The following is a 19,465-nucleotide window of genomic DNA, read 5'->3' as shown; positions in this document are numbered from 1 at the left end:
GGGGCGGCTCAGCCGAGGCGGAAGGCGTGGAGGGTGGTGCCGTGGGCGGCGGCGAGGGTGGGGCCGTCGCTGTCGAACACCCATTGCTCGGTGGAGACGGGGGTGCTTACCGGGTGGTTCCAGACGAGTCGTCCTGTCCTGGCGTCCCAGCCGTAGAGGCCCGAGTTCGAGCCCGTCACGCCGGTGCAGATCAGCCCGCCGGCGGTGACCAGTGGGGCGGTGCCGGACACGGGGGTGTCGGCGGACCAGACTCGCCTGCCGGTTCGGGCGTCGAGGGCGACGAGGCGTGGGGCGTCCATGATGTACACGTATTTCCCGTTGGCCAGGAAGGGGCGTGTCTGGCCGCCGGGTGAGGACGGCGTGTAGGTCCACCGCGGCCGGCCAGTGGACGGGTCCAGGGCGTAGACGGTCGGGCCGTTCACGTAGACCAGTCCGTTGGCCGCCCTCACGTTGAGCAAGAGCGCGTCCTCGTCGTCGGAGTCCTGGGCGGCGTCGGGGAGGTCGGCGCTCCAGACCTTCCGGCCGGTGCCGGTCGACAGCGCGTCGAGAGTGGTGCGGGACGAACCGGCGAAGATCAGGTCGCCGTCGCGCGGCATCAGGAGCATCGTCTCGAGCGGACGGGACCAGCGGACGGCGCCCGTCGTGATGTCGAGCGCGAGGTGCCGGCTCTCGCCTCCCTCCTTGATCGTCCCGGCGAGGAGGGTGCGGCCCTGGATGCCGTAGCGCGTGACGGACGACGCCTGCGGCCACTCGCGGGTCCAGAGCGGGCGGCCGGTGGCGGGGTCCAGGCCGGTGATCGTTCGGTCACCGATGAGGGCGAGCAGGCCGTTGGCCGGGGCCATGAGCTCGGGGTACCGGTATTTCGCCGGTGGCTCGTAGGTCCACTTGACCGTCCGGGCGTCGTCCATGGCGACGACCGTGCCGCGGGAGCCGGGCAGCGTGTAGATGAGATCGGGCCCGGCGACCATCCGGCCGGTCTCGGACCAGGTCTGCCGTCCGGTGTCCAGCGAGTAGCCGCGGACGTCGTCCTCGAAGACCTTGCGGGCGACCGTGATGATCGATCGGGGGCGGACGACGAGGCCGACGTCGTCCTCGTCTTCGATCGTGGTCCGCCACAGCGGCGTCGGCGGGGCGAGCCGGTGCCGCTCCTCGGGCCGGGTCGCGGCCAGTGCCGCGGCGGTGCCGCCGCCGATGGCGGCGAGTCCGAAGGCGGCGGCCCCGCCGACCAGGAGGCGTCGCCGGGTGCGGGCCCTGGCGAGCGTTCGCAGGTCCAGGACGAGCGTGTCCTCCCGCTGCCGCAGCTCCTCGCCCATGTCGCCCGGGAGCCAGCCGGGCGCGACCGGCTCGGCGGCCGTCAGCGTCGGGAGCAGCTTCGCGGGCGGGCGCCGGTCGGGGTCCCGGCTGAGGCAGGCGGCCACCAGCCGGGCCAGGGACGCCGGGACGCCGCGCAGGTCGGGCTCTTCGTGCAGGGTCCGGTGGACGATCGCGGGGACCGCGCCCGTCCCGAACGGCGGGCGGCCGGTGGCGGCGAAGGCCAGCACGGCGCCGTAGGCGAACACGTCGGCGGCCGAGGTGAGGCGCCGTCCGTGGATCTGCTCGGGGGACATGTAGCCGGGCGAGCCGATGAACCGGCCGTCCGCGGTGAGCGTGGCGGTGTCGGCGGCCTTGCTGATGCCGAAGTCGATGACCTTGGGGCCGTCCTTGGCGAGCAGGATGTTGGCCGGTTTGAGGTCGCGGTGCAGCAGGCCCGCCTCGTGGATCGCGACCAGGGCCTCGCCGAGCCCGGCGCCGAGGGTGCGCAGCAGCGGCTCGGGCATGGGCCCGTACCGTTCGACCGCGTCCTTCAGGCTGAGGCCGTTGACGTACGCGATCGCCAGCCACGGGACGGTGCCGTCCGGTTCGGCTTCGACGACCGGACTCGTGAACGCGCCGCTGACCTTCTGGGCGGCCTCGACCTCGCCCTGGAACCTGGCGCGGAAGTCGGGGTCGCCAGCGAGTTCGGGCCGCACGACCTTGATCGCCACCGCCCGTCCGGCCGGGGACGCGCCCAGGTAGACCACCCCCATGCCGCCCTCGCCCAGGCGCCGCAGCAGGCGGTACCGCCCGATGCGTTCGGGGTCGCCGGGCTCCAGCGCCGTCATCGTCCCGCCTCGAAGCGGTAGAGCCGCTCGTGGTCGGTCGCGAAGACCGACGAACCGGACACCGCGACGTCCCAGCCGTGCTGCGGCTCGGCCGGCCCCCGGTGCGTCCACAGCGTCCGGCCGTCGGTCCCGGCGACGAGGACGCCCTGGGCCGGGCCTTCCCGTTCGTTGAAGGCGGCCGCGACGACGCCGCCGCTCGCCGCGACGCGGCCCCGCCCGTCGGCGAACGGCTCGGGGGCGGCCAGCGTCCAGCGGGCGGCGCCGGTCGCCTGGTCGTAGGCCCGGAGATCCTCGCTCTTGAAGATCACGTTGGCGCCCGCGGGGACGACGGTGTCGAACTGCTCGTCGGTGTCCACCGACCACACGGGCCGCCCGGTGGCGGTGTCGACCGCCTGGAGGGTGTCGCCGAAGTTGCCGAACACCCGCCCGCCGGCGACCGCGAGGTCCAGGCTCGCCCCGTCCCGGCCGCCGACGCTCCGGGGCCAGGTGCGGGACCAGCGTTCGCGGCCCGTGACGGGGTCGAGGGCGGCGAGGGCCCGGTCGGTACTGAGGTAGACGGCGGTCTGGTCGACGGTCCCGGAGAGCAGCCCCTCGTCGGAGAGATGCCACCGGATCTCGCCACTGGCCAGGTCCAGCCCCCAGGCGTCCGCCGGGGCGCGCACGAGGATCGTGTCGCCGACCACACCGGGGACGAACGAGGGGTGGACGCCGCGCGGCGTGGGAAGGTTCGTGGCCCTGCCGGTCCGGGCGTCGACCAGCGTGATCGTCTGGTCCTCGAAGTCGCCGACCACGCCGCCGAGGACGACGAGCCTCGATCCGCGGGCGAGGTTGCCCGAATACGCGGGGTTGGCCTTCTCGTACGTCCACAGTTGCCGCCCCGAGGCGGCGTCCACCCCGTACATCTCCCCTTCGCCGCCCCACAGCACGACACCGCCCGCCACCAGGATCACGGACGTCCCGCTGACGGGACGAGGCGGGACGAACGTCCACGCGGGCGGGGGCGCCGCGGCGAGGGCGGTCGCGCGGGGAGCGGGCTCGGCGGGCGTGCCGGGCTTGGAGTTCCCACGGGTCATCGCCCAGCCCGTCGTCCCCGCGCCGATCCCGGCCACGGCGACCGCGGCGGCCAGCCCCAGGAGGCGGCGCCGTCCGACCTTGCCCGCCTCCGTGTCATCGACCCGCAGCGGCGGCGGGGGCGGCGTGACCGGCTGCGACGCCACCCGGGTCGCCTCGGCCTCCCTGGCCGCCACCTCCCGGCGCAGCGCGGGCGAGGTCAACGCCGTGGGATCGGCGGGGGTCAGCTCCGCGAGCACGGCCTCCAGCCCGGGACGTCCGGTCGGCTCCTTGGCCAGGCAGGCGCCCAGCAGTCCGCGCAGTGACGCGGGCACGCCGTCAAGGGACGGCTCCTCGTACATGACCTCGTAGAGCACCGCGGCCGAGTCGCGCTCGCCGAACGGCTTGGCGCCCGTGGCCGCGTAGACCAGCACGCCCGCGAGCGAGAACACGTCCGCCGCGGGCCCCGCGTCCTTGCTTTCGGCGATCTGCTCGGGGGCCATGTAGGCCAGCGTGCCGATCACGGCCCCGGTGCGGGTGACCCGCGTGGCGTCGGTGGTCTTGGCGATCCCGAAGTCGATGATCTTGGGGCCGTCCTCGGCCAGCAGGATGTTGCCGGGCTTCAGATCGCGGTGCACCAGCCCGGCCCCGTGGATCGCCCGCAGCGCCTCCGCCAGTCCCGCGCCCAGCGCCCGGACCGCGGCCTCGGACAGCGGCCCGCCCCTCGCGACCGCCTCGCTCAGCGTGGGCGCGGGGACGTACCCGGCGGCGAACCACGGCTGCGGCGCATCGGCGTCGGCGTCCAGCACCGGAGCCGTGTAGATCCCGCTCACCTTCTTGGCGGCGGCGACCTCGCGGCGGAACCGCGCCCGGAAGGCCGCATCGTCGGCGAACTCCCGCCGGACGACCTTCAGCGCGGCCAACCGGGCACCCGGCGACCGGGCGAGATAGACGACCCCCATCCCGCCCGCCCCGAGCCGGGCGAGCACGCGGTACGGCCCGACCCACGCGGGGTCCCCCGGCTGCAACGACCGCACGCCCACCTCCGAAGCAAATGAACAGGTATATCTATTCAATCAAGCGGACGCCATACCCCGACGCGACCCGACTCCCCTGACGTGCCCGACCCGCCGCGTGCTGTGGCGGGCGGCCACGGTCTTGTCGACCGGTGTGGCGCGGAGGACGGGCGGGACGAACCGGGCGGCCAGGGTGCCGGGTGGCGGACGGGGCTCGGCGGGACGGGTGTTGGCGTGCGACGTTCGTCCTCCGAGGCCGCCTACTCGTCAGATCCGAGCGCGTTGGCCGACCGGCTACTGCGCGACCGGGTCACGATTCCCCGGAAGGGGCCGGTCATGGCCGCCGAAGACGTGCCGGTCCGACCAGTGTTGGTCGGCCGCTTCGGGGGCGGGCAATGCCGGACGAGCAGGACAGGGGGCCGCACGCGACGTGGGCGGACGGGTCCGGACGTGCGGGACGTCGGTGGTGTGGTGGGCGACCGGGCGGACTGCCCCGGGGATGGACGAACCTCCCCGATGGTCGCCGGGTGGCGTCCGGAGCTGGGCGAATACGCGGTCCGGGGAGGATGTGCCCGAACGCGCTGGACCCCGGCGACGACAGGTTCCCCGGCGTGCCGCACCGCGACGCGAGAGTCGCCGGGCGAGCCCGTCGGTCCGGGAACCTGCTCGTCGGCGGCGTCCCCGAGCGGGGGTTCGGGGACGATGGCCGGGTCCTCAGCGCGCCGGTGTCGCGAGGCCGAGGCGGCCCCGGAGGCGTCCGAAGAAGCCGCCGGACGGACGGGCGGCGGCGTGGCGGGTCGGCGGCCGCCGCCGGGGCACCGACCGGGCCCGAGGCTCCGGGCGGGGAGCCGGACGAGATCGGGGTGCCGGACGGGATCGGGGTGGCGGCGCCGGACGGGGCGGGGCCGGGCTCCGGTGCGCGGCGAGCGCCGCTCGGATCATGTCCGCGAGGACGAACGGGCTCGCCGCCTCCAGAAGGCGGTCACCGATCATGGCCCACCACGCCCCCGTGAACTCCCCGAACCAGCACGGGACACCGGGAAACCGGCGCGCCAGCTCCGCCTGGACGAGTTCGAGATCGCGGTCGAGCCACACCGGGAAGGCCCCGTCGGCTGTTGTGCTGTACATAGGTCGAACCTCCGATTGTCGATCAGGCCCCGGACGTCCTGGTGCTGGCGCCGTCGCCGCCGACGGCGTCCCGAACACGGCTTCGCGGGGCTCGCACTGACTCCCGCCGAACACCGCTCCCGCGCCCCGTCCGAAGACACGGGACGGACGGACGGTCGGAGCGGGCGGCGCAACGGACTCGGCGGACACTTCCCGGACGCGCCGGGCGGGGACGGCTGCGGCCGCCTCGCCGTCCCGGGCCGCGACACCGGGACGACCGGTCACGCCGATCAGACGATGCGAAGGGACGGCACGGGGTGCGCGGGGCCGCCCCTTCGCGGCGGCCTCACGGGTTCAGAACCGCGAAGACGACCTTGCCGGTGTTGCCGGACAGTGGCCGCACGCCCCAATACCGCGTGTACTGCTCGACGACGAACAGGCCGCGCCCGGACTCGCCGTCCAGGTCGGCCCGCTGCACGCGCGGCTCCTCCCAGTGGGAGTCCTGCACCTCCATCCAGAGCGAGCCGTCCTCGTTGTGCCCGATCCGGAACATGACGTCGTCCGGCCCGGTGGTGTGCCGGATCGCGTTCGTGACCAGCTCACTCGCGACCAGGCACGGGACGAAGTCGTCCACCCCGGACGGCGCGAGCGCGAGCCGTATGAACCCCCGAACCTCCGCGACTGACTTGAGGTGTCGTTTGACCACCATCTCCGCTTGCGTCGCCTCGATCATGACCAGGCTCCCATCACTGTGTGTGGCGTACAGCACACAGTGGGCCACATTCCGGCGTACAATTCAGTTGCCGCCAGCAAGTGGCAGATAGAGGAAGATCGGCGACCAGCTCGGAAGCTTCCAGCGAGAGGCAGAAGGCATGTCCCCTCGGCGCACTCGACGCTCCCAAGAGTCCCCCGCTCTCGTAGCCCTCGGCCGCCAAATGCGGCGCATGCGGGAGGGCAAAGGGGTCAAGCAGGAGACGATCGCTCACCTAACGCAGGTGAGCGGCCCACAGGTAAGCAAGATCGAGAACGGCAAGAAGCGGGCAACCCGATCGTTCGTGGAGATCGTTGATGATCATCTCGACGCGGGTGGTGCGCTCATCAACCTCTGGGAGGACCTGAACAAGGACGGACACCCGGTGCCGGTCTGGTTCGACTGGCCTCAGATCGAGGCCGATGCCACGATGATCATCACCTGGCAGCATGCAGTGGTCCCTGGCCTGGCACAGACGCCCGCATACGCGCTGGCGATCCTGCACAACAACAAAGAAGCCGCCGAAGCTCGCATCACCCGCCAGGCCATCCTCTCCCGGAAGCCCGAGGACACCGACGCGCCAGCGTGCCTGGTGATGCTGCTCGACGAGCAGGTACTCCGTCGGCCGGTCGGCACTGCCGAGACGATGAAGGAGCAGCTCGAGCACCTGATCGAGCTGAGCATGTTGCCCAACATCACCGTTCAAGTAGTGTTGGAAAGCGGCGAGCATGACGGAAACATGGGCGCGTTCGTTCTTGCGACGATGGAAGATCGAAGTGAGATCGCATACATCGAAACGGCTGTTCGTGCCCTCACAACAGACGACCCCGCAGACCTCGCCGTGCTTGCTCGGAGCCTGATGACCCTCCGATCACAGGCACTAACGGAGCAGATGTCGCGTGATCTGATTAGAAAGGTGGTCCAAGAAAGATGGACCTGAAAAACGCCGAATGGCGCAAGGCGACTCGGAGCGGATCCAACGGCGGTGACTGCGTTGAGTTGGCGAGTCTCTCCGGCACAGTGGCGGTCCGGGACAGCAAGGACCCGGACGGGCCGGTCCTCCTGCTCTCCCGCACCGCCCTCCGCGAGGCCGTCCGGGCGGCCTCGGACGAGCGCTGAACAGCGATACCTCCTCCCCAGCCGTCCTACCTGGGCGGCCGGGGATTGCTGGCATGGTGGATTGGGCTCCGTGGCACTGATGTCACTGCTTGCCGCCTCACCGTGCGCGCCGACGGGCTCGTGATGTAGGGCGGGGCAGGAAGGTCGTCCTCTAGTACCGCGCGGGGCACCGTCTCGTCGACGGGCGCCGATTGCCGGACGGCATGCTCGCGCGAGGCCGGGGCCATGGTCGGCCCGCAGGACGTCCCGCACCTCCGGGCGTCGCTGCGCCGGTTCGCCGGTGACCGCTACGTCGGTCGCCCGGCATGACCCCGCCCCGCCTCAAGGCCCGCCGCCTCACCCCTCGTCGGCTCGGATGCGGGCGAGGATTTCGGCGACCTCGCGGGTGCGGTCGTCGTTCGGGCCGTTGATGACGAGGTGGTCTTGGTGGAGCGCCTCGAAGACGTCCTCGGCCGCCGCCTTGTCTCCCTCGGAGTAGTGCAGCATGCCGATGCTGTACCGCACGTCCAGGGCGAGGTCACAGGCGTCGCTGTCGGCTTCCGCGACGTCCGTGAGCAGGTTCTGGAATTCCTCGAGCGCCGTGGCGCTCTGGCCGAGGTTGGCGCGGCAGTCCGCGGCGTAACGCCTGGACTGGAGCGCCATGTCGCTGGACGGTCCGACGGTGCGGGCGTACGCGTCGGCGAGGGCGTCGAACTCAGCGACCACGCTGCGGGAATCACCGCCGAGGAAGAGCACCAGCGCACGCTGGAAACGCACCTTGAGCAGCTCGGGATTCTCGGAGCCGAGCGCCTTCGCCGCGGGCGTGATGACCGCTTGCAGGACGTCGGCGGCCTGCGCGAACCGGGCGTCCTCCAGCAGTTCGAAGGACTCCTTGAGCGCGTCGCCGAGGGCGTTGCGAAGCTGCGTCGGCGGGGTGGTCGGCGCGTCCGACACCGTCTGCGGCGCCGCGACCGCGACCGCGACCGGCTGACGTTCACGCCGGCGCGGCTCGTTGGGCCTCCGGTACATGACGGTCGGGTCGGGAATGGTGAGCAGGCGTTCGCTCGTCCCGGGCATGGCCGACCCCTCCGGCGGCAGGAACGGCAGCAGCCGGTCGTAGACCTCGTAGGCGTCGGCGGGACGCTGCTCGGGCTTCTTCTTCAGCAGGTCCAGGACGAGCGTTTCCAGTTCGCCGTGCACGTCGGAGCGAAGCTGGCGCAGCGGCGTGGGGTGCCCGTGCATGTGCTGCTTCCACAGCCGGTACTGCCCCTCTGCGTCGAAGACGGGCCTGCCCGCGATCAGCTCGTGCAGGATGCAGCCCAGCGCGTAGAGGTCGCTCTGCGGGGTCACCTTGGCGGCCATGACCTGTTCGGGGGACATGTAGTGGTTGGTGCCCAGCGGCTGGCCGGTCGCGGTGATCTTGGTGACGTCCCGGCGGAGGATCGCCGCGATGCCGAAGTCGAGGACCTTGACCGTCCCGTCGAAGGTCACCAGGACGTTCCCGGGCTTCAGGTCCCGGTGGACGACGGGGATCGCGTGGGCGTGCGACAGCACCGTGGCGATCTGCGCCACCACGGCCGCTGCCCACGCCACCGGCAGCGGATCGGCCGGGTCGATGTAGGCCCGCAGGCCGGTCCCGTGGATGTACTCCATGACGAGGTACAGGCGGTCGGCGGAGTCCGCGTCGAGAACCGCGTCGTACACCTGCGGGACACCGTGATGCCGGATGCGGGCGGTGATCCGCGCCTCCCGGCGGAAACGCTCGGCCAGTTCGCCGACGAGCTCGGACGTCATCAACATCCTCGGATGGATGACCTTGACCGCGACTTCCCGGTCGAGGACCGAGTCGTATCCGCGCCAGACGACGCCCATGCCTCCCGAATCGATTTCCTTGATCAACTCGTAGCGCCCGGCGATGGTCCTGACCGGCATGTTTTCTCCGCCTGTGCTCGCATTTGCCCGCCTGCCCGGTCAGTTTCGCGGCGGCGTGGAACGCGTGTCCAGCCGCCCGCCGATTCCACGGCGGACGGCTGGATAAGCCTGTGAAACGGACGCGGCTCAGGCCACCCCGGCCTGTTCCCGCAGCAACTGCCAGGCCGCCCGGCGGGCCCGGCTGTTCAGCGCCGACCTGAACTCGGGGTCCTGCCCGAAGTACTGCCGGCCGAGGTTCGCCGTCGTGTCGATGTGGTCCATCATCTTCTCTTCGAACTTCTTGTCGAAGACGACGCCGAAGTTCTCGACATCGTTGTTGGCGACCGCGGCGGCCTTCACCTTCGGATCCGCCATCGCCTCCTCGAACGGCTTGACGAAATCCGCCTCGGTGAAGTCGGTCCCGAACTTGGCGTTGAACTTCTCGATCAGTTCGGAAAGGAGGGACTTCTCCGGATCCTTGGCACCGCCCGATCCGTCGCCGAAGCCCGGCACGACCTCCGGCCCCTCGGGCTTGAGGCTGATGTCATGCTCGCCGGTCTTGTCGACCCGCATGTGGCTGAGGTCGATCTCACCGACGTCCACCCCGCCATCGGACCGCCGGGGCAACCGGTTCAGCAGGTGCCGCCCGTAGAGGTAGAGCCGCTCCAGTTCGGCGTCCTGGTAGGGGATGATCTGCGCCAGGAACCCGTACTTGCGGACGTAGTCGTTCAGGTCCGCCCGGAAGTCCTCGGCGGTCTCGCGGTCGTCCTCGTCACCGTCCACCAGGGCGGTGAAGCGCTCGACGGCCGGGGCCAGCAGCCGGTACAGCTCGGCGTGCAGCTTCTTCCACTTCTCCTGGGACCCGCCCGCCTTCTCCTCCGCCTCCAGGTACGCGGAGACGAACGCGTCCATCTCGTCGTTCGTGAGGATCTGCGCGGCCATCACGCGACTCTGCGCCGTGTAGAGCAGGTTCGGGTCCGACGGGAGCGTCATCGCCTCTTCGTGGTACGGACGGAACGCCGCCTGGATGTCCTCGGCCTCGTTGACGAAGTCGAGGACCGCCAGGTCCGTCTGCGTCTTGCGCTCCGCCGTCCGGTTGAGCCGCGACAGCGTCTGGACGGCAGAGATGCCCGACAGCTTCTTGTTGACGTACATCGTCGTCAGCAAGGGCTGGTCGAACCCGGTCTGGTACTTCTCCGCGACGACCAGGATCCGGTACTCGGGCTGCCCGACCTGCGTCCCGATGTCGTCCGCCCGCGTGTACGCGAACGCCTTCGGGAGGGCGCTCTCCGCCAGCCCGCCGTTCTCCTTCGGCTCGGTGACCTCCTCGCCCTCGTAGGTCAAGGAGCCGGAGAAAGCCACCAGCACGCCGATGCCGTAGCCCATGTCCTTCACGTGCTGCTTGATCGCGCGCGACATCTGGACGGCGCTCTGCCGGGACGCGGTCACCACCATCGCCTTCGCCCGTCCGCCGAGCCGGCCGTGCGTGTGGGCGCGGAAATGCTCCACGATGACCTTCGCCTGCTGAGCCACGGTCGACGGGTGCGTCACCGCGTACCGCGCCAGCAGCGTGTTCGCCTTGGACGGGTCCACCTCGCGCTCGTCCGGGTTCTTGTTGACGAGCTTCCAGTACGTCCCGTACGTGACGTACGTCCGCAGCGGGTCGAGGATGAACCCTTCCTCGATCGCCTGCCGCATCGAGTACGTGTGGAACGGACGGTACGTGGGCTTGCCGTCCACGGTGTCCATCGTCCCGAACAGTTCGAGCGTCTTGCTCTTCGGCGTCGCGGTGAACGCGAAGTACGACAGGTTCGACGCCTGCGACCGCTCCGCCGCCTTCCGCCCGAGCTTCGCCTCGACGGTGGTCGCGCCCTCGTCGTCCGAGTCGGCGTCGAGCCCGAGGTCCCTCAGTGCCGACTTCACGGCCGTCGCCGCGTCCCCCGACTGGGACGAGTGCGCCTCGTCCACGACGATCGCGAACCGGCTCCCGGCGATCTCGGTCGGGTTGCGCTTCAGGAAGTCGATCAGTGCCGGGAACGTCTGCAGCGTCACCGTGACGATCTTCCCGGCGTGCTGCGACAGGGCCTTCGCGAGCTGCTCGGACTTCGCGCCGACCTTCTCGTCGATCTTCACGACGAGCCCGGCCGTCTGCTCGAACGACCCGATCGTCTCGCGCAACTGCGCGTCCAGGTTCCGCCGGTCGGTGATCACGATGACCTTGTCGAAGACCGGAACACCGGCCTTCAGCCCCGCCGCCACCGCCTCCGGATCCAGCTCGTTCACGTTGGTCGACGTGTGCAGCGACGACAGCCGATGCGCCAGCCACGCGATCGTGTTCGACTTCCCGGACCCGGCCGACGCCATCACGAGGTAGTTCCGCCCCGCGCCATGCCGTCCGGCATGCGCGGTCAGCTTCTTCACGACGTCCCACTGGTGGTAGCGCGGGAAGATCAGCGTCTTGGTCGTCCGTCCGCCGGCGCTCTTGGCCTTCTGCTCGTGCACGAACCGCTGGAGCATCTCCAGCCAGTCGTCCCGCTGCCAGACCTGCTCCCAGAGGTACGACGTCGAGTACGTCCCCGCCTTGGCCGGAGCCGGGTTCCCCGCCCCGCCCGGCAGGCCCGGCCCCTCGGACCCGGTGTTGAACGGCAGGAACCGCGTCTTCCGCCCCCGCAACTGCGTCGCGACGAACACGAGATCGGGATCGACGGCGAAGTTCGCCACCACCCGCTGCCGGAAGATCAGCTCGGTCGGGTCGCGGTCGGCCCGATACTGCTTCTTGGCCTCCTCGACCCCCTGCCCGGTCAGCGGGTTCTTGAGCTCGGCCGTCGCGACCGGAATCCCGTTGAGGAACAAGGCCAGATCAAGCCGGTTCCCCTTGTCCGCCTGCTTGGTCGCGTACTCCAGTTCCCGGACGACCGTCAGCCGGTTGGCCCGGTACCCGGCCAACACGGATTCATCGAGCACGAGATCCGGCTTGAAGTACGCGAGCCGGATCAGAACCCCGCGATCCTTCACCCCGCTCCGAAGCACGGAGAGAACACCGTCCTGCGCAATGGCCTGATCCAGCCGCTTCGCGAACCCGAGCTGCGCGGCGTCGGGATCATTCCCGTAGAGCCCGAGCAGCCGCTCCCAGCTCTCGGCCTGGCTCTCCCCGATGAACTTGTACAGCTCACCCGTGTCGAGCCCGAGTTCCGTCCGATAGTCGCGCGGATCCCCTTCCCGCCACCCACGCTCGACCATCGCCGCAACGATCGCGTCCCCGAACGCCCGCTCATGGTGCACAGGACTCATGCCCTACTCCGTAACCCCACGCCCCGAGGCCGTGGACACATCGAACTGCCCGGTCACCGCAGCCGTAATCAACGCCCGCCGCCGCTCCTCCAGCAACTTGATTTGCGACACAACACGTGGACGAAGATCTTCGATCTTGCGGCCATTTATCGCGACCTCGGCAACGAACTCACGTTGCGCATTCAGATCAATCACCGGCACCGGCCATGCCTTGATTTCCTCAAATCGAATATTCGCCATTGATTGCGAAGCGCCATTTGATGAAGCTGCACAAAGGGCGCGAATACGACTCCCTCGAGCAACAGTAGACACATACTCCGGCAGCATTGCACCTGAAAGCCGTACGCGGAATATCTTGTCCGACAAGAGAAGCTTTGGGCGGACATTTTTCACGACGGCCGTCGAACCTACGAGTGCAGGTGTATTGGCGCGCGTGATCAGTAGATCACCTTCTCGCACCTCACCTTCTCGGTGCGGTTCGATGTCATCAGGAAGCCGCTTATTTTCCTCCGACATAAAGTGACCAGGCCGAAGGCAGCTAACCCTCAAAACCCCCCATTCGCCTTCGGCGGCCGGAACTGCATCACATTGAGGGCTAACGCCCTGGTCGACGCTCCATATAAATCGCCTTAGAGGAGCCGAACTCGACTCCGCCACGAGCTGATCTATCCGTGCATCGAGATACGCCACCTCCCGTTCTTCGAGAGTCGCCATAAGCTGGCCTTGGACTTCAATAATGCGGTTGATCCGGGCGGTCTCGGCGTCGAGGAAGTCGGCGATGCGCCGCTGCCCCTCCAACGAAGGGAGCGTGACGCGTATGTTCGCCAAGTCTTCCGGATTTATCCGCGGCGTGCGAACTGACCCATTTTCTGTGCCACCAATTCCGCGCAGACGTGAGGACATCTCTCCAACAAACCATGCGGATCGGAATAGATGGTGCAGGTAACGCGCTTCGACTCCATCTCGAGGGCGCAAGACCATATAGTCTGGGCTGACCAGACCTCGCTCACTACTAAGTCCGATCGCCCCCTGGAATGCACGCATACGATTAAGCACTATGTCACCCGGCTCACAGAGCTTATAATCTCTCAAATCTTCCGCACGAGGAAGATCGTTCGTTAGCTGATGACGCGGCACAACCCCATGATGTATTGATACGGCAAGCAAAGGCGGCTGATCGCAACCAGCCCGCCGGTCTATAACTCGATAATTAAATTTCAGGCGAACTTCTTTATGCATCATTCTGTCACCTCGCTGAGGAGCTGCTGGATTTCAACTTCGAGGGTCTTCAGTTCTGCGTCGATCTCCGACAACGGGCGGGGAGGCTTGTAGACGTAGAAGTGGCGGGTGAAGGGGATTTCGTAGCCCATCTTCGTCTTCGTGTGGTCGATCCAGGCGTCGGGGACGTGGGGGAGGACTTCGCGCTTCAGGTAGTCCTCGACGTCCTCGTCGAGCGGGACGTTCTCGTAGTCGCGGAGGTCGGTGTCCGGCTCGATGGTGCCCTTTCGATCCTTCTGGACCTCGCCTTCGGGGTCGCGGACGCCGATGGTGTCGCGGACGGCCTTGGCGAACGGGGCGCCGGTGGGCCAGTGGAGGCCGGCGTCAACGACCGCGCCCATGAGGGCGTTGAGGGCGTCGAACTTGGTCGGCCACGTCGAGCCGAGGAGGGGGCGGAGCGCGTCGATGAAGCCTTCGGTGTCGTCCAGCTTCTGGACGGGCTTGGCGGCTTCGAGGGCTGCGAGGGTTTCCTCGGTCAGCTCGAAGCGGAGCTTGAGGGGGCGTTCGACGGTGATGCGCCGGTAGCCGAAGTCCTGGTTGTCGAAGACCTTCACCTTGGCGTGCAGGGGGTGCTCGGGGTCCTTCGCGACGTGGAGGGCCTCGCTGTAGAGCTGCGTCAGCTCGGCGATGTGGTTCGGGCGTCCGTTCTCGCCGTCGCCGATCTCCTTGCGCTTGTCGCCGAGGGACTTGCGCATCTTCTGCCAGTAGTCGCGGGCGTCGAGGAGAACCACCTTGCCCCGGTGGTCGACGTCCTTGCGGTTCGTGACGATCCAGAAGTACGTGGAGATCCCGGTGTTGTAGAAGAGCTGGTCGGGCAGGGCGACGATCGCTTCGAGCCAGTCGTTCTCGATGATCCACTGGCGGATACGCGACTCGCCGGACTCGGCGGCGCCGGTGAACAGCGGGGAGCCGTTGAAGACGATGGCGATCCGGCTGCCGCCTTTCTCCACCGGCTTCATCTTCGAGATCATGTGCTGCAGGAACAGGAACGAGCCGTCGTTGATGCGCGGCAACCCGGCGCCGAAGCGTCCGGAGTCGCCGAGACGCTCGTGCTCGAACTCGACCTCGTCCTTGACCTTCTTCCACTCCACGCCGAACGGCGGGTTGGCGAGCAGGTAGTCGAACGTCTCGTTGCGGTGGCCGTCGTCGCTGAACGAGTTGCCGAACGCGATGTTGTCCGGGTCCTGGCCCTTGATCATCAGGTCCGATCGGCAGATCGCCCACGACTCGGGGTTGAGCTCCTGCCCGTACACCTCGACGTTGGCGTCCGGGTTCAGCTCGGTGATGTACTCCTCCGCCGTGCTGAGCATCCCGCCCGTGCCGCAGGCCGGGTCGAGGACCTTGCGGACGACGCCCGGGACGCTGAGCGCGTCGGCGTCCGGGGCGATGAGGAGGTTCACCATCAGCTTGATGACCTCGCGCGGGGTGAAGTGCTCACCGGCCGTCTCGTTCGAGAGTTCGGAGAAGCGCCGGATGAGGTCCTCGAAGAAGTAGCCCATCTGGTGGTTCGAGACCACTTCCGGACGGACGTCCAGGTCCGCGAAGCGTCCCACGACCTTGTACAGCAGCTTCGCGCCGTCCAGCCGCTCGACCTGCTCGGTGAAGCGGTACTTGTCCAGCACCTCGCGCGCGTTCGGGGAGAAGCCGGCGACGTAGGCGGCCAGGTTCGTCGCCGCGTGCTCGGGGTCGCCGGAGATCTTGCGGAGCGTGTAGGACGTCGTGTTGTAGAACGACTGGCCCGACGCGCGCCGGAGGAAGGCGTCCGTGTCGATGCCTCCGCCCTTGAACCGCTCGACCGTCTGCAGAACCTCGTCCCGGGTGGGTTCGAGGACGGTCTCCAGGCGCCGCAGCAGCGTGAACGGCAGGATGACCTTGCCGTAGTCCGACTGCTTGAAGTCGCCGCGCAGCAGGTCGGCGACCGACCAGGCGTGGTTCACCAGTTCGGTGTGCTTGGCGGTGTCCAAAGGTTCTCTTCTCCTGTGGTCCCGAGCCGGCCGGGGAGTGGGATTCTCAAGTTTCCTCTACGGGCAGTGGGTCGCGCCCGTCATTCCGGGGATTCTCGCTCCGGCGGAAGTAGCGCTCCGCTGGTGAGTCCGGTGGTCAGCAGGTCCGCCGCTTCGGCCGCGCGGGCGGCGGTGGTGCGGGCGGCGGAGCGCAGGTCGTGGACGATCCGGAACGCGCGGCCATACGTCCGCTGCTCCGGCAGGGGAAGCAGTGGGACCCGCAACCGGGACGCGACCAGCGTGTGCGACGAGGTGCCCGTGGTCGCCTGGGCGACGTTGTCGGCCGCGCTCACGAAACCCGCGAGGAACCACGAGTCGAGGCGTTCGGGGTCGGGTCTCAGCAGGTACACGTGACTGCCGAGCAGGCATCCGGCGTCCTGCTCCCCCGCCACGCGGGCGGCCACGCCCTGCGGAGTGACGGCCTGGGCGAGCAGGACGTCTCCGCCTTGGACGATCGTCGGTTCGGCTAGGGGGATCTCGCGTGGATCGCCGCCGGCCTCGGCTCCCGCTATCAGGTCGCGTGCTCGCAGGATGCGGCGCTTCAGCAGTTCGGCGGGGGTCGGTTCGTCGGACGATCCCCGCACCCCGCGGTGGAGCGCGACGGCGCGTCCTCGGACGAGGTCGGCGACGGTCGCGGTGCGCCAGGTGCGGTTGGCGTGCCCGGCCGGTTCCCATGTGCCGAGCTTGGCGGACTCCGCCAGCGCCGCCACTTCGGCGGCGAGCAGGCGCGTGACGTCCGCGAGGTGGCGGGCGGCGGCATCCGGCTCGATGGCCGGTGCGGACCGGACGTGCCGGGCGGGGGTGAGGTCGATCAGGTCGTCGAGCAGGTCGATGGCGGGGACGGTCTGCGCCCGTCCGGGGACGGGGTCGAAGCCTTCGGGATCGGCGGCGAACGCCTCCCAGGTGCGCAGGATCGTCTCGCGGAGGGCGCCCTCGTCGGGCTTGGACTCCTGCGCGTCGGCCGACACCTCGTCGGTCGTGTCCATGAGGAGGACGAGGTCGGTGGCGGGGCGATCGTCCTCTGGGCGTCGAAGAACCCACAGGTGGAGGCCGATGTGGAACGGCACCGCGAGCCCGGGCGGGAGCGCGATGACCGCGCGGACGGCTCCCCGCCGCAGCAGTTCCTTGCGGATCCGGCGCCCGGACGAGCGTGACGCGGTGGCGGGCGGCAGCAGGAGCACCGCGTGCCCGCCCTCGTTCAGGTGCGCCAGGGCGTGCTGGACCCAGACCATTTCGGGTTCGCCGCGCGGCGGCACCCCGTACGCCCAGCGCTCGTCGAGGGCCAGTTCGTCGTGCCCCCAGTCGCGGTCGCCGTACGGCGGGTTGCACACCACGGCGTCCACGCGGAGATCGGGGAAGGCGTCGTCGCGCAGGCTGTCGCCGACCCTGACGGTCACGGAGACGCCGGGCGCCTCCTCCCGGATCCGGGCCTCGGCCTGCGCGGCCGCCACTGGACGGAACTCCTGTCCGTGGACGTCGGCTCCGGGGGCGAGCCGCGCCGCGGCCGCGGCGAGCAGGCGCCCGCCGCCGCAGGCCGGGTCGAGGACGCTGCGGGCCCGGCCGCCGCTCACGGCGAGACCCGCCATCGTTTCGGCGACGCCCGCCGGGGTCCCGTGGAGCCCGCGGACGCCGACGGGCGCCTCCGAGAGCTCCTCGACCACGGTGAGGGCGGCGAAGGCGCCCTCCCGCACGGTGACCTCCGCCGCCGAGCGCAGCAGTGAGGGCGGGACGTCCGACCGGCCCGAGGCGTCCTCGCACAGCTTGCCGAGTTCGCCGTCGGTGAGCGCCGCGACCCCGGCGCGTTTCCGCTCGTCCAGTCCGGCCAGGTGGGCGGCGAACAGGGCCACGGCCTCGCCGTCGCGCGATGGGCGACCGCGGAGCCCGGCGCGCAGGTCGTCCCGGGGAGACCGCGCCGGCAGCCGGCCGCGCGCGTCCAGCCACTTCTCAATCTGCCGCCGGTCGTAGGTGGGGCTGCCCTCGGTTCCGCCACTGGGCTGCGGAAAGTCGGAGTGACGGCGGCGCCAGTTGCTGACGGTCGCACGAGTCACGCCCGCGAGCCGGGAAATCTCGGCGGCGGTCAACTGCTCTGACTGCGATGACATCGGACCATCCTGCTCAGCTTTCACGACTACCACCACTATACACATCTCGTCTTTCGTTAGTCGTTTGACAGTGCTTTCACGTCATGCTCTCATGGTGATGCTTTCAGCGGTGCTCGACCCGAGGAGCAGACATGAGCAGCTGGGTGGCGATCGACTTCGAGACGGCGAACTCCTTCCGCGGGAGCCCCTGCGCGGTGGGACTCGTCCGGGTGAAGGAGGGAGAGATCGTCGAAGAGTGGTCGACGCTGATCAGGCCGCCGGACGGGCACGGCCGCTTCGACCCGATGAACGTCGCGATCCACGGCATCACCGCGGCCCGCGTGGCGGACGCGCCTCCCTGGCAGCGGGTGCTCGGCCAGATCACGGAGTTCGCCGCCGGTGACCCGTTCGTGGCGCACAACGCGGCGTTCGACGTGGGAGTCCTCGCCGACGCGTGCCGGGCGAGCGGCTCGGCCGTCCCCGACCTGGAGTACGCCTGCACGCTGGTGGTCGCACGCCGGGTCTGGGACGGGATGCTCTCGTACAAGCTCCCCGTGCTGGCCGGCGTGCTGGGCATCGAGCCGGCCCGGCACCACGACGCCGCCGCCGACGCGCGCGCCGCGGCCGAGGTGATGCTCGCCGCGCTCCGGCGGCACGGCACGTCCGAACTCGATCGGCTCCTCGGCGCCCACCGGGTCCAGATGGGTTCCTACCGCGGCGGGAACCGCCGGGCCTGCAAGCACCGGGGGCCGGTACGCAAGCCGCCGCCCGGCGCCGACCCCGACGCCGACCCGGACAACCCGTTCTACGGCCGCACCGTCTGCTTCACCGGAACGATCAACGGCATGACCCGCCCGGTCGCCGAGCAGCGGATCGCCGCGCTCGGCGCCCAGGCCGTCCGCGACGTCACCACGTCGGTCGATCTGCTGGTGGTCGGGGAGATCGACTTCCGCCGGCTCGCTCCGGGCGCGGCGAAAACCGGGAAGCTCGCGAAGGCCGAGCGGTACCGGAACGACGGCCACGGCATCACGGTCATCGACGCCGAGGAGTTCCGCGAGCTCCTCGCCGCCTGGACCTGACCGGTCACGTCCCTCGCCCGTCGCTCGTCCGGACGCCTCAAGCACCGAACGGGCGACGGGCCCGCATCTCGAACACCCCATTCCGCGCGGCGTACGCGCCCGCACCTCAAGGAGAACCCATGCGCAAGATCGTCCTGTGCGTCGGCCTCGCGGCCGTCCTGACCGCCGGGTGCGAGCTCGCGACGGAGCCCGTGCCCGTCCAGCCCGCCGAGGAAGACCAGAAGGCCGCCGGAGGAGGCGGCGGCGAGTCCGCGGACGGCGGCACGGCCGAGCCCGTTCCGATCAAGCTGCAGGCGAAGCGCGCCAAGGCGCGCAAGAGCATGCTGAGCACCGGCGACCCGCTGTCCTGCGTGAAGGTGACCGTCACCAACCAGACCGAGGAGAACCTCGAGGTCAACCCGCTGTACTTCTCGCTGACCGACACCGAGAACAGCAAGCACGACACGACCACGGCGCTCGGCGAGTACGAGGACCAGATCGCCGCCACGACGCTCGCGCCCGGCGAGAACACCACCGGGATCGTGTGCGCCCGGGGCGAGTTCCGTCCCAAGATCGTCGCGATGACGAACCCGCTGCTGTCCGAGGCGGCGCGGGCCAAGGTCTCCTCCTGACGGATCGGCGGGCCGCGCGCGGCCCGTCCACCGTCTTCCAGCTTTCCC

13 protein-coding genes are annotated in these 19,465 nt (G+C 69.7%); 4 read left to right on the top strand and 9 right to left on the bottom strand.

Translation table 11 applies throughout. The annotated features are described in order from the left end of the window. Window positions 1-8: 8 nt before the first annotated feature. From AB0L25_RS26745 to AB0L25_RS26730, 4 genes are all read right to left on the bottom strand, one after another. On the bottom strand, window positions 9-2,141 hold the full coding sequence (locus tag AB0L25_RS26745; protein WP_500175441.1) for a protein kinase domain-containing protein: 2,133 nt from the start codon (window positions 2,139-2,141) through the stop codon (window positions 9-11). Continuing rightward, a complete protein-coding gene (locus AB0L25_RS26740) occupies window positions 2,138-4,228 on the bottom strand; it encodes a protein kinase domain-containing protein (protein ID WP_500175440.1) in 2,091 nt (696 codons plus the stop codon). The genes AB0L25_RS26745 and AB0L25_RS26740 overlap by 4 nt, the downstream gene beginning before the upstream one ends. A 693-nt stretch (window positions 4,229-4,921) precedes the next feature. Then, complete coding sequence (locus AB0L25_RS26735; RefSeq protein ID WP_500175439.1) at window positions 4,922-5,335, bottom strand: hypothetical protein; 414 nt, start codon at window positions 5,333-5,335, stop codon at window positions 4,922-4,924. A gap of 325 nt (window positions 5,336-5,660) precedes the next feature. Then, entirely contained in the window at window positions 5,661-6,047 is a 387-nt protein-coding gene (locus AB0L25_RS26730; protein ID WP_500175438.1) for an ATP-binding protein, read from the bottom strand. Window positions 6,048-6,186: 139 nt separating this feature from the next. Here AB0L25_RS26730 and AB0L25_RS26725 point away from each other — a divergent pair, with 139 nt between their 5' ends. Together AB0L25_RS26725 and AB0L25_RS26720 are read left to right on the top strand one after the other, a co-directional pair. Further along, on the top strand, window positions 6,187-7,005 hold the full coding sequence (locus tag AB0L25_RS26725) for a helix-turn-helix domain-containing protein (protein WP_500175437.1): 819 nt from the start codon (window positions 6,187-6,189) through the stop codon (window positions 7,003-7,005). Then, the gene (locus tag AB0L25_RS26720) at window positions 6,996-7,184 is read left to right on the top strand and encodes a DUF397 domain-containing protein (RefSeq protein ID WP_500175436.1); all 189 of its coding nucleotides are present in this window, start codon (window positions 6,996-6,998) and stop codon (window positions 7,182-7,184) included. The genes AB0L25_RS26725 and AB0L25_RS26720 overlap by 10 nt, the downstream gene beginning before the upstream one ends. A 336-nt stretch (window positions 7,185-7,520) precedes the next feature. Here AB0L25_RS26720 and AB0L25_RS26715 read toward each other — a convergent pair whose 3' ends face one another. The 5 genes from AB0L25_RS26715 to AB0L25_RS26695 all read right to left on the bottom strand — a co-directional run bounded on the left by AB0L25_RS26715 (window position 7,521) and on the right by AB0L25_RS26695 (window position 17,748). Then, the gene (locus AB0L25_RS26715) at window positions 7,521-9,095 is read right to left on the bottom strand and encodes a protein kinase domain-containing protein (protein ID WP_500175435.1); all 1,575 of its coding nucleotides are present in this window, start codon (window positions 9,093-9,095) and stop codon (window positions 7,521-7,523) included. Window positions 9,096-9,221: 126 nt separating this feature from the next. Continuing rightward, the gene (locus AB0L25_RS26710) at window positions 9,222-12,365 is read right to left on the bottom strand and encodes a type I restriction endonuclease subunit R (protein ID WP_500175434.1); all 3,144 of its coding nucleotides are present in this window, start codon (window positions 12,363-12,365) and stop codon (window positions 9,222-9,224) included. A gap of 3 nt (window positions 12,366-12,368) precedes the next feature. Further along, on the bottom strand, window positions 12,369-13,607 hold the full coding sequence (locus AB0L25_RS26705) for a restriction endonuclease subunit S (RefSeq protein WP_500175433.1): 1,239 nt from the start codon (window positions 13,605-13,607) through the stop codon (window positions 12,369-12,371). Continuing rightward, window positions 13,604-15,607 (bottom strand): type I restriction-modification system subunit M, encoded by a 2,004-nt coding sequence (locus AB0L25_RS26700; RefSeq protein ID WP_500175432.1) that lies wholly within the window; start codon window positions 15,605-15,607, stop codon window positions 13,604-13,606. The genes AB0L25_RS26705 and AB0L25_RS26700 overlap by 4 nt, the downstream gene beginning before the upstream one ends. Before the next feature lie 80 nt (window positions 15,608-15,687). After that, window positions 15,688-17,748, bottom strand: a complete 2,061-nt coding sequence (locus tag AB0L25_RS26695) for an N-6 DNA methylase (protein ID WP_500175430.1) — start codon at window positions 17,746-17,748, stop codon at window positions 15,688-15,690. Between the two features lie 131 nt (window positions 17,749-17,879). Here AB0L25_RS26695 and AB0L25_RS26690 point away from each other — a divergent pair, with 131 nt between their 5' ends. Beyond that, complete coding sequence (locus tag AB0L25_RS26690) at window positions 17,880-18,806, top strand: exonuclease domain-containing protein (protein ID WP_500175429.1); 927 nt, start codon at window positions 17,880-17,882, stop codon at window positions 18,804-18,806. 119 nt (window positions 18,807-18,925) lie between these two features. Next, entirely contained in the window at window positions 18,926-19,417 is a 492-nt protein-coding gene (locus AB0L25_RS26685) for a DUF4352 domain-containing protein (RefSeq protein ID WP_500175428.1), read from the top strand. Window positions 19,418-19,465 lie beyond the last annotated feature (48 nt).

Source organism: Spirillospora sp. NPDC052242 (assembly GCF_040679555.1).
Lineage (GTDB): Bacteria > Actinomycetota > Actinomycetes > Streptosporangiales > Streptosporangiaceae > Spirillospora.
Note: the sequence above shows the minus strand (reverse complement) of the source record. Positions and strands in the feature narration are given on the sequence as shown.

Excerpts from the sequence above, each read along its gene's own strand:
- AB0L25_RS26745 (WP_500175441.1), bottom strand. The coding sequence starts at position 2,141 with ATGACGGCGCTGGAGCCCGGCGACCCCGAACGCATCGGGCGGTACCGC.
- AB0L25_RS26735 (WP_500175439.1), bottom strand. The coding sequence starts at position 5,335 with ATGTACAGCACAACAGCCGACGGGGCCTTCCCGGTGTGGCTCGACCGC.
- AB0L25_RS26730 (WP_500175438.1), bottom strand. The coding sequence starts at position 6,047 with ATGATCGAGGCGACGCAAGCGGAGATGGTGGTCAAACGACACCTCAAG.
- AB0L25_RS26725 (WP_500175437.1), top strand. The coding sequence starts at position 6,187 with ATGTCCCCTCGGCGCACTCGACGCTCCCAAGAGTCCCCCGCTCTCGTA.
- AB0L25_RS26720 (WP_500175436.1), top strand. The coding sequence starts at position 6,996 with ATGGACCTGAAAAACGCCGAATGGCGCAAGGCGACTCGGAGCGGATCC.
- AB0L25_RS26715 (WP_500175435.1), bottom strand. The coding sequence starts at position 9,095 with ATGCCGGTCAGGACCATCGCCGGGCGCTACGAGTTGATCAAGGAAATC.
- AB0L25_RS26710 (WP_500175434.1), bottom strand. The coding sequence starts at position 12,365 with ATGAGTCCTGTGCACCATGAGCGGGCGTTCGGGGACGCGATCGTTGCG.
- AB0L25_RS26705 (WP_500175433.1), bottom strand. The coding sequence starts at position 13,607 with ATGATGCATAAAGAAGTTCGCCTGAAATTTAATTATCGAGTTATAGAC.
- AB0L25_RS26695 (WP_500175430.1), bottom strand. The coding sequence starts at position 17,748 with ATGTCATCGCAGTCAGAGCAGTTGACCGCCGCCGAGATTTCCCGGCTC.
- AB0L25_RS26690 (WP_500175429.1), top strand. The coding sequence starts at position 17,880 with ATGAGCAGCTGGGTGGCGATCGACTTCGAGACGGCGAACTCCTTCCGC.
- AB0L25_RS26685 (WP_500175428.1), top strand. The coding sequence starts at position 18,926 with ATGCGCAAGATCGTCCTGTGCGTCGGCCTCGCGGCCGTCCTGACCGCC.